The organism is Escherichia sp. E14V7 (assembly GCF_004212225.1).
Classification (GTDB): Bacteria; Pseudomonadota; Gammaproteobacteria; order Enterobacterales; family Enterobacteriaceae; genus Escherichia.
In genome coordinates this window covers 37,003-51,652 of sequence record NZ_RHJJ01000001.1, presented here as the reverse complement: position 1 = coordinate 51,652, position 14,650 = coordinate 37,003, and the positions used below count along the sequence as shown (strand labels likewise).

Below are 14,650 nucleotides of genomic sequence, written 5' to 3'. Positions count from 1 at the left end.
GGAATGAAAGCAGGGTGAAACGAAGGGTTTTACTCTTCGTACACCATCATTATCGTAATTAATTTAATAATTAACTTTTGCGAAAAATAAATATAACGCAGATAAAAACATCCCAGCCAAATTATTTACAAGAATATTCATAGACATTATGAACATTATGAATGTGTTCTTGCGAAATAATCATAAATGTATATTTTATAATGAAAAATCCTCTTTATTACGATTAAAAAATTCGACACCAACACCATAAATAGCCTTGTAAAAAAATATAACATCATTGTTTTCAATCTGCCGTTACTGGGATTGACCATATTCTTTTGACACGGAGTTGAACAATGTTCGGCATAATTATTTCTGTCATCGTGTTAATAACGATGGGCTATTTGATCCTTAAAAATTACAAACCACAGGTGGTGCTGGCCACAGCGGGTATCTTCCTGATGATGTGTGGTGCCTGGTTAGGGTTTGGGGGTGTACTCGACCCCGCCAAAAGCAGCGGCTATTTGATTGTTGATATTTATAATGAAATCCTGCGCATGCTGTCCAACCGCATTGCCGGGTTGGGGCTGTCGATTATGGCGGTGGGCGGTTATGCCCGCTACATGGAGCGCATAGGAGCCAGTCGGGCGATGGTGAGCTTGTTAAGCCGCCCGTTAAAGCTCATTCGCTCACCGTATCTCATACTGTCGGCAACTTACGTCATCGGTCAAATCATGGCGCAGTTTATTACCAGCGCCTCCGGTCTGGGTATGTTGCTGATGGTCACGTTATTTCCGACGCTGGTGAGTCTGGGAGTAAGTCGCCTCTCTGCGGTGGCGGTTATAGCGACCACCATGTCTATTGAATGGGGAATTCTGGAAACGAACTCCATTTTTGCCGCCCAGGTAGCGGGAATGAAAATCGCCACTTACTTCTTCCACTATCAGCTACCGGTCGCCTCTTGTGTCATTCTCTCAGTGGCAATCTCCCACTTTTTCGTACAACGCGCTTTTGACAAAAAAGATAAAAATATCAATCACGAACAGGCGGAGCAAAAGGATCTCAACAATGTCCCACCGCTCTATTACGCCATTTTACCGGTGATGCCGTTAATCCTGATGCTCGGCTCGCTGTTCCTCGCCCACGTCGGGCTGATGCAGTCAGAACTGCATCTGGTGGTGGTGATGTTACTGAGTTTGACGGTGACGATGTTTGTTGAGTTCTTCCGCAAGCATAACTTGCGCGAAACAATGGACGATGTGCAGGCGTTTTTTGACGGCATGGGTACGCAGTTTGCCAACGTGGTAACGCTGGTGGTCGCGGGTGAAATATTTGCGAAAGGCTTAACGACGATTGGCACCGTTGATGCGGTTATCAAAGGCGCCGAGCATTCTGGCCTTGGTGGCATTGGCGTGATGATTATTATGGCGCTGGTAATTGCCATTTGTGCCATTGTGATGGGCTCCGGCAATGCGCCATTTATGTCATTTGCCAGCCTTATTCCGAATATCGCAGCTGGACTGCACGTACCCGCGGTAGTGATGATTATGCCGATGCACTTTGCCACAACGCTGGCGCGTGCAGTTTCGCCGATTACTGCGGTAGTGGTAGTAACTTCAGGAATAGCAGGCGTTTCGCCCTTTGAAGTGGTGAAGCGGACTGCGATCCCAATGGCAGTCGGATTCGTGGTGAATATGATCGCCACAATTACGCTATTTTATTAAGCCCTTAAAACGACAAAACAGGCCACCTGGGCCTGTTTTTGTTTTACTTCACAACACGTAATGCCGGGCGACCACCACGTGGCGGTTGCGGCGGTTCATCATCAGGATGATTATCATCATCGCGATCTGGCTTATCGCCATCAATGACCGACATAACGGTTTCATTATCTGCCGATACATCTTCATCATTCATGATGCTGGCATCTTCGTCGTAGGCAGCTTCAGGCTCGAACATTGTGCCTGCGCCATTTTCACGGGCGTAGATAGCCAGCACAGCAGCCAGCGGTACTGAAACTTGCCGCGGGATACCGCCAAAGCGCGCGTTAAAGCGCACTTCATCATTCGCCAGTTCCAGGTTGCCGACCGCACGCGGAGCAATGTTGAGTACGATTTGCCCGTCACGTGCATATTCCATAGGAACCTGCACGCCAGGGAGCGTCACATCCACCACCAGGTGCGGCGTGAGCTGGTTATCCAGCAACCACTCATAGAATGCACGCAGCAGATAGGGACGACGTGGTGTTAGCTGTGACAAATCCATACAGATTAACTCCGGCCCAGACGCATTTCACGTTCAGCTTCGGTTAAGGAAGCAAGGAAAGAGTCACGCTCAAAGACGCGGGTCATATAGCCTTTCAGCTCTTTCGCACCCGGGCCGCTGAACTCGATGCCCAGTTGCGGCAGACGCCACAGCAGCGGAGCAAGGTAGCAATCGACCAGGCTGAACTCATCGCTCAGGAAGTACGGCTTCTGACCGAAGACCGGCGCAATCGCCAGCAGTTCTTCGCGCAGTTGCTTACGTGCGGCATCCGCTTCAGAGGCTGAACCGTTGATGATGGTGTTCATCAGCGTGTACCAGTCTTTTTCGATGCGGTGCATGTACAGGCGGCTTTCACCGCGAGCTACCGGGTAAACAGGCATCAGTGGCGGATGCGGGAAACGCTCATCCAGGTATTCCATAATGATGCGAGATTCCCACAGGGTCAGCTCACGATCCACCAGGGTCGGAACGCTCTGATTCGGGTTGAGGTCAATCAGATCCTGAGGCGGATTGTCCTTTTCCACGTGTTCGATCTCGAAACTTACACCTTTTTCAGCCAGCACGATGCGGACCTGATGGCTATAGATGTCAGTAGGACCGGAAAACAGCGTCATTACCGAACGTTTGTTGGCAGCGACAGCCATGAAAACCTCCAGGTATAGTCAGAATTTTTACTGCTACCAGCCACCAGGTGGCCAGTCAGAAGTTGTGTTACCCAGTAAGGAACGACTCTCTTTGTTCAAAAAACAAACAAAAAATGAGCAATACCCGACATTTGGGCAGAAAATTGGATGATAGTTTACCAGATTTTGCGACCTTTGTGGTGAGTCGATGCCGGAAATGGGGAAAAAGAGATGTTCCTTAGTCTGAAATGCTTGACTTAATCCCCACCAGAAATGTTGTCTACCTCTTTTACGCCGTTGCTATCGGTGCGCCCCAGCCATCAAAACTACCGCCATGCTTTTCAGCCAAATCGGAAAGCTGGCATGTAATCTCGGTCATATGCCATTGTTCAGGAGCATCAGTGTTAGTAAATGACGCCATATACCCTGGTTGTTGGTCGTTCATCCGAATGCTCACCAGCGTAATGCCATATGGCAATTTCGTCACGTCCTCCGCAAAGGCGCGTGCAGCAGCTTCTGTCGGCAATGTCGCGTAGTAATCAATGGTGCGTGGAAGAGTCAAATCGTCACCATGTTCCAGCAGCCCACGGCATACGCGGGAATCGTGTATCCAGTTCCAGTCATATTTCGACGGGTACAGGAACTGGCGATAGTAATTTCCGTTATCGTTTTTACTCATACTATAGCTGCAAGAGACTTCCGGGCCACCCGCGAGCAATTTATCCAGCGTTCTTTCCCAGTCCAGTTCTTTTTCCGACTGGAAAACAAAATCGCGCCAGCCTTCTTGTGTTACCACCCCCACCAACCAAATCGGTAAGGCCTTGCCCCTCTCCTCAAGCCAGTCCTCTATACGATTTAAACGTTGTGTTTCATCAGGCTGCGGTAAACCGTTTTCATAACAATGGGTATAACGCACACGAAAGAACCAGGTGTGGTTAAGTCGATCAAATCTTTCGTCCTGAATGGCGCCGATATCAACACGTATGCCCGTGACATGGTCATCCACTGTTGTAATAAAGAACTCCCATTTATTCGACAACGTTAAAGATTCTTTCTTGTTAAACAATGCATTAAATAATCCCATCGCGATATCCTTTTCTACAGTACGTGGAAAATACTATTAAAAAGAGAATAATGCTGAAGAGAGAGGGAAAAGAGGCTGGAATCGGACTTTAGCCATAAAAAAACCCGCCGAAGCGGGTTTTTTTCGCAAATTGTATTCTGCCGAAGCAGAAAGCAATTAACGTTTGGAGAACTGCGGACGACGACGTGCTTTACGCAGACCGACTTTCTTACGTTCAACCTGACGAGCGTCACGAGTAACGAAGCCAGCTTTACGCAGTTCAGAACGCAGGGATTCGTCGTACTCCATCAGAGCGCGGGTGATACCGTGACGGATCGCACCAGCCTGACCAGAGATACCACCACCTTTAACAGTGATGTACAGATCCAGTTTCTCAACCATGTCGACCAGTTCCAGCGGCTGACGAACTACCATGCGGGCAGTTTCACGACCGAAGTACTGTTCCAGAGAACGTTGGTTGATAACGATTTTACCGTTGCCCGGTTTGATGAAAACGCGAGCTGCGGAACTTTTGCGGCGACCAGTGCCGTAGTATTGATTTTCAGCCATTGCCTATAATCCCGATTAGATGTCAAGAACTTGCGGTTGCTGTGCCGCGTGGTTGTGCTCGTTACCCGCGTAAACTTTCAGTTTACGGAACATAGCACGACCCAGCGGGCCTTTTGGCAACATGCCTTTAACCGCGATTTCAATCACACGCTCAGGACGGCGAGCAATCATCTCTTCAAAGGTCGCTTGTTTGATACCACCGATGTGACCGGTGTGGTGATAGTACACTTTGTCAGTACGCTTGTTGCCGGTTACAGCAACTTTGTCAGCGTTCAGAACGATGATGTAATCACCGGTATCTACGTGCGGAGTGTATTCCGCTTTGTGCTTACCGCGCAGGCGACGAGCCAGTTCAGTAGCCAGACGGCCCAGAGTTTTACCGGTCGCGTCAACAACATACCAGTCGCGTTTTACGGTTTCTGGTTTAGCTGTAAAAGTTTTCATTAAAAGCTTACCCAATAAATAGTTACACGTTGGTGAACACCCAAACGTCTTCAATTGTTGAGGTTCACACGACAAAGTCCGGCAAACCTACCCCTTCGAATAGCCTATGCCAGCACACAAAAAGTTTCGGGAAAAAAAACTTTCTTGTAACGTGGGGTCGCAGGATTATAGAGAAGTCGGGGTCAAAGATCGACCCCTTTTTGTGATTTATGGCAGGTTTTACCCCGCCAAATGCTCGCGCTTCAAATACTCTTCGCTCTGCATCTCTTGTAGACGTGACAGGCAACGCTGGAACTCAAACTTCAGTCGCTCGCCCTGATAAATTTCATACAAAGGCACTTCTGCGCTCACCACTAATTTGACATGGCGCTCGTAAAACTCATCCACCAGCGCAATAAAACGTCGTGCTTCGCTCTCCATCAACCGCGTCATGACAGGCACATCAAACAACATCACTGTGTGAAACAGGCGTGAGAGCGCTATATAGTCATGCTGGCTGCGGGCATCGACACACAAGGTGGTAAAAGAGACGGCAAGCGTCTGATTCTCAACGCCCATTGTCGCCAGCGGTCGATGGTTGATTTCTAACGTCGGTGAATTTTCGCGTTTCGCCCCCGCCAGCACCAACCAAAGTTTATCCATTTGCGCCCGGGTGTCATCGTTGAGCGGCGACAGCCATAAATGCGCCTGGGTAAGCGTTCGTAGTCGATAATCGACGCCTGCATCGACATTCATTACATCGCAATACTGTTTAATGGCGTCGATAGCCGGTAGAACACGCGCTCGTTGCAGGCCATTACGATAAAGCTCATCAGGCGGAATATTTGACGTTGCGACCAGCGTTATTCCGCGAGCGAACAGGGCTTTCATTAAACCGCCAAGCAACATGGCATCGGTAATATCCGAAACAAAAAATTCATCAAAACAGAGGACATCGGTTTCTGCTTTGAAGCGATCGGCAATAATTTCCAGCGGGTCAGTCTGCCCCTGTAATGCAGTCAGTTCTTCATGCACGCGCAGCATAAAACGGTGAAAGTGCAGGCGCTGTTTCCGCTCACCCGGCAAGCTTTGATAGAAAAGGTCCATCAGCCAGGTTTTCCCGCGTCCTACACCGCCCCACATATATAAGCCACGCACCGGCGTACTGCTTGCCTCTTCGCGCTTACCCCACAGTTTACCGACTCGCGCCATTAACCCACTCGCCCTCGCAGTGGGCGGCGTGCTGTTGATTAATTCCTGGTAGATAATCTCCAGCCGACTGACGGCCTCTTTTTGTACGTCGTCAGGTTGATGGCTGCCCTCATTGAGCGCCTTCAGGTATTGCGATGTCGGGGTAACGCTTTGCATGATGTTCTTGTTATTCCTTGAATAATCGGTGTGCCGTTGTTCACGGTTGACGAAAAAAAGGCCGTTCTACACTACGCGATATGCAGTCGGGATTCCACTTCTGTGGAATTAACGGTTATAGTGGCATAATCAGCCGCAGGCATGGAGCCTGAAGCCAACACCCTACGGAAACAAAAGACAACGGGAGATGTTCATGACCTGGGAATATGCGCTAATTGGGTTAGTCGTCGGCATCATTATTGGTGCTGTGGCCATGCGTTTTGGTAATCGTAAACTACGCCAGCAACAGGCGTTGCAGTACGAACTGGAAAAAAATAAAGCTGAACTGGACGAGTATCGCGAAGAGTTGGTTAACCACTTTGCCCGCAGCGCGGAATTACTGGATACCATGGCGCATGACTATCGCCAGTTGTATCAACACATGGCGAAAAGCTCCAGCAGCCTGCTGCCGGAACTGTCCGCAGAAGCAAACCCGTTCCGTAATCGTCTGGCTGAGTCTGAAGCCAGCAACGATCAGGCACCGGTGCAGATGCCACGCGACTATTCTGAAGGCGCATCTGGCCTGCTGCGCACTGGCGCAAAGCGCGACTAATTTATTTTGCGGGCGCAGCCATTGCGCCCTCCTCTTCTCTCCCTCCCCGACTATCATTTAATCTGGTGTCTCATTGTTAGCCGTCTGAAAATTCAATAACATCAAACTGTTTTGAATCTCTTTTTCTTATCATTCAGGTACGAGAGCAGGAATAATGAAAAAACAAACCCAGCTGTTGAGTGCATTAGCGTTAAGTGTCGGGTTAACTCTCTCGGCGCCGTTTCAGGCTGTCGCGTCGATTCCCGGCCAGGTTGCCGGTCAGGCGCCATTGCCCAGCCTGGCCCCGATGCTGGAAAAAGTGCTTCCCGCGGTGGTAAGCGTGCGAGTTGAAGGGACTGCCAGCCAGGAACAGAAAATCCCGGAAGAATTCAAAAAATTTTTTGGCGATGATTTACCGGATCAACCTGCGCAACCCTTTGAAGGTTTAGGCTCCGGTGTCATCATCAATGCCAATAAAGGTTATGTGCTGACCAACAATCACGTCATCAATCAGGCGCAGAAAATCAGTATTCAGCTCAATGACGGACGCGAGTTTGATGCGAAGTTGATTGGCAGCGACGACCAGAGCGATATCGCCCTGCTACAAATTCAGAATCCGAGCAAATTAACGCAAATCGCCATTGCCGACTCCGACAAACTGCGCGTCGGTGATTTTGCCGTCGCGGTCGGTAACCCATTTGGCCTTGGGCAAACCGCGACTTCAGGCATTGTTTCCGCATTAGGTCGCAGCGGGTTAAATCTCGAAGGTCTGGAAAACTTTATCCAGACCGATGCTTCCATTAACCGGGGTAACTCCGGCGGTGCGCTGTTAAACCTTAACGGCGAGTTGATTGGTATTAACACCGCAATTCTTGCCCCTGGCGGCGGTAGCGTCGGGATTGGTTTTGCTATCCCCAGCAATATGGCGCGTACCCTGGCGCAGCAACTTATCGACTTTGGTGAAATTAAACGCGGTCTGTTAGGCATTAAAGGTACCGAGATGAGTGCCGATATCGCCAAAGCGTTTAATTTAGATGTGCAACGTGGCGCGTTTGTCAGTGAAGTTCTGCCTGGTTCTGGCTCGGCGAAAGCGGGCGTGAAAGCAGGCGATATTATTACCAGCCTCAACGGCAAACCGCTCAATAGCTTCGCCGAGTTGCGTTCCCGCATCGCCACCACTGAACCTGGTACTAAAGTGAAGCTTGGTCTGTTACGTAACGGCAAGCCGCAGGAAGTGGAAGTGACGCTTGATACCAGCACATCTTCTTCAGCCAGTGCAGAGATGATTACACCGGCGCTGGAAGGCGCAACGTTGAGTGACAGTCAGCTAAAAGATGGCGGAAAAGGCATTAAGATTGACGAAGTTGTCAAAGACAGCCCCGCCGCTCAGGCAGGTTTACAGAAAGATGATGTAATTATTGGCGTGAACCGCAATCGGGTGAACTCGATTGCTGAGATGCGCAAAGTACTGGCAACCAAACCGGCTATTATTGCCCTGCAAATCATGCGCGGTAATGAGAGCATTTACCTGCTAATGCGTTAATGTCATAAACCGGGCATCAGGCTGACGTGTGATGTCCGGTTAACTCGTGATATGCTGCTGCCGTTCCCTTTTTTAATGACACCTCCATCATGTTTGTGAAGCTCTTACGATCCGTTGCGATTGGATTAATTGTCGGTGCGATTTTGCTGGTTGCCATGCCTTCGCTGCGCAGCATTAACCCGCTTTCCACACCGCAATTCGACAGTGCCGACGAGACGCCTGCCAGTTATAATCTGGCGGTCCGCCGCGCCGCGCCAGCTGTGGTAAATGTCTATAACCGTGGTTTGAACACATCCTCACACAACCAGCTTGAGATCCGTACGCTAGGGTCAGGTGTGATCATGGATCAACGTGGTTATATCATTACCAATAAACATGTAATCAACGACGCCGATCAGATCATCGTCGCCTTACAGGATGGTCGTGTTTTTGAAGCGTTGCTGGTTGGCTCTGATTCACTGACCGATCTGGCGGTGCTCAAAATTAATGCCACTGGCGGTTTACCCACCATTCCAATCAATTCTCGTCGCATACCGCACATTGGCGATGTAGTGCTGGCGATCGGCAACCCGTACAACCTCGGGCAAACCATTACCCAGGGGATTATCAGCGCCACGGGTCGCATCGGCCTGAACCCGACCGGGCGGCAAAACTTTCTGCAAACCGATGCATCCATTAACCACGGCAACTCCGGCGGTGCACTGGTGAACTCGCTGGGCGAACTGATGGGCATCAACACACTGTCGTTTGATAAGAGTAACGATGGCGAAACTCCAGAAGGCATCGGTTTTGCCATTCCCTTCCAGTTGGCAACCAAAATTATGGATAAGCTAATCCGCGATGGACGTGTTATTCGTGGCTATATCGGTATTGGCGGCCGCGAAATCGCACCATTACACGCGCAAGGTGGTGGTATCGATCAACTGCAAGGGATTGTGGTTAATGAAGTGTCACCTGATGGCCCGGCGGCTAATGCCGGTATCCAGGTCAACGATCTGATTATCTCGGTGGACAACAAACCTGCAATCTCCGCTCTGGAGACAATGGATCAAGTGGCAGAAATTCGACCAGGTTCGGTGATTCCGGTGGTGGTGATGCGTGACGATAAAAAACTGACATTGCAGGTCACTATTCAGGAATATCCTGCAACCAATTAAGTCGTGCGCTCAAAACAAAAAACCGGAGACGTTGCTCCGGTTTTTTATTATTCGTTAATCAATTACTTATTAACGAACTCTTCGCCCAGGGCGATATCTTTCTTCAGCGTATCCAGCATTCCTTCCAGCGCGTTCTGTTCAAATGCGCTCAGAGTACCGATGGATTTACGCTCTTCTACGCCATTTTTACCCAGCAGAAGCGGTTGAGAGAAGAAACGAGCATACTGGCCGTCACCTTCAACGTAGGCACATTCAACGACACCTTTTTCGCCTTGCAGCGCACGAACCAGAGACAGGCCGAAGCGTGCAGCTGCCTGGCCCATGGACAGGGTTGCAGACCCGCCACCGGCTTTCGCTTCAACCACTTCCGTACCCGCGTTCTGGATACGTTTGGTCAGATCAGCAACTTCCTGCTCGGTAAAGCTTACGCCAGGAACTTGAGACAGCAGCGGCAGAATGGTAACGCCAGAGTGACCGCCAATAACCGGAACTTCAACTTCACCCGGCTGTTTGCCTTTCAGTTCAGCGACAAACGTATTAGAACGGATGATATCCAGCGTGGTGACGCCAAACAGTTTGTTCTTGTCATACACACCCGCTTTCTTCAGCACTTCCGCAGCGATTGCTACCGTGGTGTTTACCGGGTTTGTAATGATACCGATGCACGCTTTCGGGCAGGTTGTCGCAATTTGCTGTACCAGATTCTTCACGATACCGGCGTTAACGTTAAACAGGTCGGAACGATCCATCCCTGGTTTACGCGCTACACCTGCGGAGATTAGAACCACATCAGCGCCTTCCAGCGCAGGGGTCGCATCTTCACCAGAAAAACCTTTGATTTTCACAGCAGTAGGGATATGGCTCAGGTCGACGGCCACACCGGGAGTGACTGGAGCGATATCATACAGGGAGAGTTCTGAACCTGAAGGCAGTTGGGTTTTTAACAGTAATGCAAGCGCCTGGCCAATACCGCCAGCAGCGCCGAGGACTGCGACTTTCATCCTAAACTCCTTATTATATTGATAAACTAAGATATGTTGCTCCGCTGCCGCGACCTTAATCCACAAATTAACAGTTTACAATGACCACTTCTCAAGAATGTGTAGTCACGCAAATTTGGCGTTTATGCATTTAATTGACGTAATCAGGAACCTAACTTACGTAATTAACAGCCGCTTATGCATCAGAGCAACATTCCAACAGGTGGTGACAATATACCCTACCGTTCAGCCAAAACAACATCAATTTGATAACAATTAATTTACTTTTAAGCAGAATTTGCGCGCCGTGACGCAGGCATGTTTCTCAATCACGAAATTTGATAAAATCCCGCTCTTTCATAACATTATTTCAGCCTTCTCCAGGGCAGACTGTTTGCATAAAAATTCATCTGTATGCACAATAATGTTGTATCAACCACCATATCGGGTGACTTATGCGAAGCTCGTCTAAGCAAGAAGAATTAGTTAAAGCGTTTAAAGCGTTACTTAAAGAAGAGAAATTTAGCTCCCAGGGCGAAATCGTCGCCGCATTGCAGGAGCAAGGCTTTGACAATATTAATCAGTCTAAAGTCTCGCGGATGTTGACCAAATTTGGTGCTGTACGTACCCGCAATGCAAAGATGGAAATGGTTTACTGCCTGCCAGCTGAACTGGGCGTACCAACCACCTCCAGTCCGTTGAAGAATCTGGTGCTGGATATCGACTACAACGACGCTGTTGTTGTAATACATACCAGTCCTGGCGCGGCGCAGTTGATTGCGCGTCTGCTGGACTCTCTGGGCAAAGCAGAAGGTATTCTTGGTACCATCGCAGGTGATGACACCATCTTTACCACCCCTGCTAAAGGTTTCACCGTCAAAGACCTGTACGAAGCGATTTTAGAGCTGTTCGACCAGGAGCTTTAATCTCTGCCCCGTCGCTTCTGGCGGCGGGGAAAATAATGCATTCTCCATTCATCGCCCTGCTTTCCCCTGCCATTCATTTAACGAATAGTGCGTTTTATAGCGACAAAACATTCACACAACGAATACACAGAGAAAAAAACGCACATTTTGCAAAAACACATATCTTATTGAAATAAATGTTATTTTTACTAAACGCCCGTATTTTTAATTCACTTTTGTTATAAAAATTAATCTTTTTAACAATTCTCCCTCAATAGAAACAGTTAGCGTGGTATTAATTAGCTCAATAATTAGTGTATACTTAATTTTGTGATATGGGTCACGAAACAAAGGCCCAGCTAAAAGATTATGTCGAGGTAAAAATCATGAAAATCAAAACCACTGTTGCTGCATTAAGTGTGCTCTCTGTTCTCTCTTTCGGTGCTTTCGCTGCCGATTCCATTGATGCTGCACAAGCTCAAAATCGTGAAGCCATCGGCACCGTGTCCGTCAGCGGTGTAGCATCTTCTCCAATGGATATGCGTGAAATGCTGAACAAAAAAGCGGAAGAGAAAGGCGCGACTGCTTACCAGATTACCGAAGCGCGTAGCGGCGATACCTGGCACGCCACAGCTGAACTGTACAAATAAACCCTCATCGTCTTGTCCGACGACATTGCCCCCGGTTTGGGGGCTTTTTTTTGCGCTAGTGACGAACATTAAAACGCAAATGCCCTTCCAGCTCTTCCTCCGCCTCATCAAACAGCAATATTAACGCGCCAAAACGCCGACGCGTTTTTTCTCCCAGATGAACAAATTCGATCTCCAGCGGTAGCGGCAGAACATCGTTCATTAATACATCCCACAGTGAGTCGAGATCGCGCACCTTATCTTTCGCCAGACCAAAGGTTTGGCGAAAGTCGCGATAAAAGTCCTCCTGACTCTCAATCTCATCAAAATCAAAGCTATAGATATTCATCTGTTGCCACCGTCACGTTTCGCGGCGAGTTCTGCCGTTCATCGCTAAGTATAGACATGAAAAAACCGACGCTTTTGGCATCGGTTTCTGATTACTGACAAAGTGCGCTTTGTTCATGCCGGATGCGGCGTGAACGCCTTATTCGGCCTACCAGGGGGTGCAAATTCAATATAGGCCTGATAAGCGTAGCGCATCAGACAATTTGGAGTATGTCAGCAATCTCAACCGACACCTTTTGGCGTCGGCTTTGACTTAATTATCGGTTAGCGCGTGCTGGTATTTATGCAGCATACCGGTAAGCCGATGCACCGGTTCCGTGACCTGCGGCGGCGCTTGCCAGATGCGTAGTTTTTCCTGGTAGATATCCAGTTCTTCCAGCAACTGACCGAAGTAACGACGGCGTTTGTCATCGCTGCGGGCAGAAATCACGTGGTCCGCTGTGCGGCGCATTTGTCGGTGAAATGCCGATAAATCATCGTTCACGGGTATCGGCGCATCACGCAATCGCTGGTGAGCGATAATCATCGTTAACGCCAGGCGAAACTTCGGCAAATCGCCGGGAAATTTATTCATCAGCAAAAACAACTGCTGATAAAGCGCTGGCAGATGGTTCTCTTTACGCCGGGCGACATTGGTGGTCATCGCGGAAACAGCGGCAGAAACAAACTGATTAAGCAGCACGCGTCCTGTCCTGTCGCGCGATTTATCCCGCACCAGTAGAATGACGATGAACGCCAGCACACAGCCCACGATTTGCCCCAGCGCGCTATCGAGAAACTGACTGAACTGAAAGGTCATCGGGTTATCCAACACGATAATATTAATCGTACTGGCCAGCGCGCCCATCGATCCCAACCGCCGTTTCTGCACTTCAATACCAAGGAAAAATCCCAGCACCGCCAGGCTAAGGCACAGCAGCAACATACTCTGTTGGGTATTGGGGATAATCACCAAAAAATAGAGCAGTCCTAACGGTAGCGCCGCTACCGTGCCGTAGATAAAGTCGATCGCCACCATGCGTGGATTAGGTAAACGCATTGCCAGCGACGTTACGACGGCAATCATCACCATTGCGCCACTGCCGGAGGTCCATCCGGTCCACAGCCAGAACAAAGTCCCCAGCATGCAGGACAGCGTGGTACGCCAGAAGTTGACCATTGCATGATGACGCTCGGCGGATTCTACTTTTACTTCCGGCTCGCCTTGCAGGATCTCTTCTTCAGTAGCGTTAATTTTGGTGTTACTGATAACGCCTCGCTTGAGCAACTGATAACGCGTTGCCGCCGCAACCCAGCTATAAATAGTGATGGGTGTTTCACGTTCCCCGGTCCAGGCAATCACTCGCCGCAGGCGTTTTAGCTGCTTATGGACGTCCTGCGCAGTTTCTACCGGCGTGTCAAAAAATTCGCGGAAGGTATCAGTGATCAACTCCGGGCGCGAGTTCTGAATGAGATAAGTTTCGCAGGACTGGGTGATCAGCGTCAGCGACAACGTATTGATCGCTTTTAAACGCCGATTGGCACGCGCCCAGCGGGAAGATTCCATGTTCAGATTGCTACGCATCCCTTGCAGCGCCGTGGTGCGGCGAACCAGGTCGCCCCAGGCCTTATCAACAATCTCGCCATCACCATGTTTGATGCATAATTGCATTAGTTGATATTGCGCCACCAGCAAACTTTCCAGCTCTCGATCCACTTCTTGTTTGATCGATCGTGGAGAAAAGAGCAGATCCGCCACAATAGCACACACAATACCAATGACGATTTCACTACAACGTTCAACGGCAAACTGCGGCGTCAGCAGCGGTTCTGGCTGAATGGTAATCACAATGATCAGCGCTGTATAACCGGCAAGCCCCCACGCATAGGAGTTCTCTACTCGTACCAGCGAGGAGAGCCAGGTACAAAAACCGGCCCAGATACAGCACACCAGAATCATCAACAATGGCGCACGGATCATCGCAATAATGATCACCAGCCCGGCAATACAACCGATAAATGTACCGATGATGCGCAAAAAACCGCGATAGCGGATGGCGCCAGAGTACGGTTCGCCACCGGCGGCAAAGGCAGGACCGGCGGCAACAATCGCCGCGGTCAGAACAGCCCAGCGTGGTGTTTCAAGCTGAAAATGAAAGCCAACAAACAGCGCCAGCACAATGGCGGTCGCCAGTTTTACCGCGAAGCGAATATGTTGGTTAGCAATGGAGAAAATACCCATCGTGA

Annotated in this window: 15 protein-coding genes; 6 read left to right on the top strand and 9 right to left on the bottom strand. The window is 49.5% G+C overall.

Features of this window, described 5'->3' with window-relative positions:
* Positions 1 to 335 precede the first annotated feature (335 nt).
* Complete coding sequence (gene dcuC / locus D9741_RS00250) at positions 336 to 1,703, top strand: anaerobic C4-dicarboxylate transporter DcuC (protein ID WP_130204538.1); 1,368 nt, start codon at positions 336 to 338, stop codon at positions 1,701 to 1,703.
* A gap of 43 nt (positions 1,704 to 1,746) precedes the next feature.
* On the opposite strand, the gene sspB is transcribed toward dcuC, so the two are convergent.
* The 6 genes from sspB to zapE form a co-directional block, all read right to left on the bottom strand.
* Entirely contained in the window at positions 1,747 to 2,244 is a 498-nt protein-coding gene (gene sspB, locus D9741_RS00245) for a ClpXP protease specificity-enhancing factor (protein WP_064529500.1), read from the bottom strand.
* Positions 2,245 to 2,249: 5 nt separating this feature from the next.
* Positions 2,250 to 2,888 carry a stringent starvation protein SspA gene (sspA, locus tag D9741_RS00240; RefSeq protein ID WP_000257293.1) on the bottom strand — a complete coding sequence of 213 codons (639 nt, stop codon included), beginning with the start codon at positions 2,886 to 2,888 and terminating at the stop codon, positions 2,250 to 2,252.
* 268 nt (positions 2,889 to 3,156) lie between these two features.
* Positions 3,157 to 3,951 carry a DUF695 domain-containing protein gene (locus D9741_RS00235; protein ID WP_130219172.1) on the bottom strand — a complete coding sequence of 265 codons (795 nt, stop codon included), beginning with the start codon at positions 3,949 to 3,951 and terminating at the stop codon, positions 3,157 to 3,159.
* Between the two features lie 156 nt (positions 3,952 to 4,107).
* A complete protein-coding gene (gene rpsI / locus D9741_RS00230; RefSeq protein WP_000829818.1) occupies positions 4,108 to 4,500 on the bottom strand; it encodes a 30S ribosomal protein S9 in 393 nt (130 codons plus the stop codon).
* A 15-nt stretch (positions 4,501 to 4,515) separates the two neighbouring features.
* Complete coding sequence (rplM, locus tag D9741_RS00225) at positions 4,516 to 4,944, bottom strand: 50S ribosomal protein L13 (RefSeq protein ID WP_000847559.1); 429 nt, start codon at positions 4,942 to 4,944, stop codon at positions 4,516 to 4,518.
* Positions 4,945 to 5,163: 219 nt separating this feature from the next.
* Entirely contained in the window at positions 5,164 to 6,291 is a 1,128-nt protein-coding gene (gene zapE / locus D9741_RS00220) for a cell division protein ZapE (protein ID WP_130219170.1), read from the bottom strand.
* A 193-nt stretch (positions 6,292 to 6,484) separates the two neighbouring features.
* On the opposite strand from zapE, the gene zapG reads away from it, so the two are divergent.
* The 3 genes from zapG (at position 6,485) to degS (ending at position 9,562) form a co-directional block, all read left to right on the top strand.
* Positions 6,485 to 6,883, top strand: a complete 399-nt coding sequence (zapG, locus tag D9741_RS00215; RefSeq protein ID WP_010345273.1) for a Z-ring associated protein ZapG — start codon at positions 6,485 to 6,487, stop codon at positions 6,881 to 6,883.
* A gap of 154 nt (positions 6,884 to 7,037) precedes the next feature.
* Complete coding sequence (degQ, locus tag D9741_RS00205) at positions 7,038 to 8,405, top strand: serine endoprotease DegQ (RefSeq protein WP_130219168.1); 1,368 nt, start codon at positions 7,038 to 7,040, stop codon at positions 8,403 to 8,405.
* A gap of 89 nt (positions 8,406 to 8,494) precedes the next feature.
* Complete coding sequence (degS, locus tag D9741_RS00200; RefSeq protein ID WP_064529496.1) at positions 8,495 to 9,562, top strand: outer membrane-stress sensor serine endopeptidase DegS; 1,068 nt, start codon at positions 8,495 to 8,497, stop codon at positions 9,560 to 9,562.
* A gap of 62 nt (positions 9,563 to 9,624) precedes the next feature.
* On the opposite strand, the gene mdh is transcribed toward degS, so the two are convergent.
* Positions 9,625 to 10,563: a malate dehydrogenase gene (gene mdh, locus D9741_RS00195; protein ID WP_064529495.1), complete on the bottom strand. Its 939-nt coding sequence runs from the start codon at positions 10,561 to 10,563 to the stop codon at positions 9,625 to 9,627.
* Positions 10,564 to 10,997: 434 nt separating this feature from the next.
* Here mdh and argR point away from each other — a divergent pair, with 434 nt between their 5' ends.
* Together argR and yhcN are read left to right on the top strand one after the other, a co-directional pair.
* Positions 10,998 to 11,468 carry a transcriptional regulator ArgR gene (gene argR / locus D9741_RS00190; RefSeq protein ID WP_064529494.1) on the top strand — a complete coding sequence of 157 codons (471 nt, stop codon included), beginning with the start codon at positions 10,998 to 11,000 and terminating at the stop codon, positions 11,466 to 11,468.
* A gap of 365 nt (positions 11,469 to 11,833) precedes the next feature.
* On the top strand, positions 11,834 to 12,097 hold the full coding sequence (gene yhcN / locus D9741_RS00185; RefSeq protein WP_000695690.1) for a peroxide/acid stress response protein YhcN: 264 nt from the start codon (positions 11,834 to 11,836) through the stop codon (positions 12,095 to 12,097).
* A gap of 55 nt (positions 12,098 to 12,152) precedes the next feature.
* Here yhcN and D9741_RS00180 read toward each other — a convergent pair whose 3' ends face one another.
* Complete coding sequence (locus tag D9741_RS00180) at positions 12,153 to 12,425, bottom strand: barstar family protein (protein WP_001028998.1); 273 nt, start codon at positions 12,423 to 12,425, stop codon at positions 12,153 to 12,155.
* A gap of 252 nt (positions 12,426 to 12,677) precedes the next feature.
* On the bottom strand, positions 12,678 to 14,645 hold the full coding sequence (aaeB, locus tag D9741_RS00175; RefSeq protein ID WP_130204530.1) for a p-hydroxybenzoic acid efflux pump subunit AaeB: 1,968 nt from the start codon (positions 14,643 to 14,645) through the stop codon (positions 12,678 to 12,680).
* Positions 14,646 to 14,650 lie beyond the last annotated feature (5 nt).